The 577-nt window shown below is 56.5% G+C and carries 1 protein-coding gene; it reads right to left on the bottom strand.

The window, feature by feature from the left end:
- Window positions 1–522: hypothetical protein (locus RE027_RS18035; protein WP_368809673.1), on the bottom strand; the 522-nt coding region annotated here is incomplete at its 3' end.
- Window positions 523–577: the final 55 nt, after the last annotated feature.

Below are 577 nucleotides of genomic sequence, written 5' to 3'. Positions count from 1 at the left end.
TGCGCCAGCTTTTAACGCACCGTTAAGCACCTTCACGACGTCTGGCTCATTCCAGCCGATAACCCCGCGATCAATCAGATTTAACACCGCTGCGGCTTGCTCAGACGGTGTAGGGGTCATAACTGGATCGTCACCGCCGGTGAGCTTTCCACAGTTATTGACAGGACTCCGAGGCGCGGCGAAGCCGCTTTTTAAGGTCAAAGGCTCAACGGCCAAAACCTTTGGAACGATGCGCCATTCGGCTGTACGGGTTACACGCACACGGTCAGCCCCAAGGTGAGGAGCGTAAATACCGACCACCCTCTCGATATTTTCCTCGTATTCGTTGACCTCATCCGTCACCTTACGGGCGACCCTGACGGCCTGAGCATCACGCTTAATGTTTGCTCCTCCCTGCGCGATGATATACAGGTCAAATTCACCTTCATCAGCAGCAGCCCGGACAGCCTCGACACGGTCGTCAAACTCACTGGCGATACTCACGCCTCGCGGCAGCTTGCGCAGTTCGCGGTAAGCGCCCATCGTAGGGAGACCAATCGGTTTAAACTGCGGGATGCGCCATGTAGACGCCCATGCG

The organism is Kocuria sabuli, from assembly GCF_040981185.1.
Lineage (GTDB): Bacteria > Actinomycetota > Actinomycetes > Actinomycetales > Micrococcaceae > Kocuria > Kocuria sabuli.
This window is presented reverse-complemented; position numbering and strand designations above follow the sequence as displayed.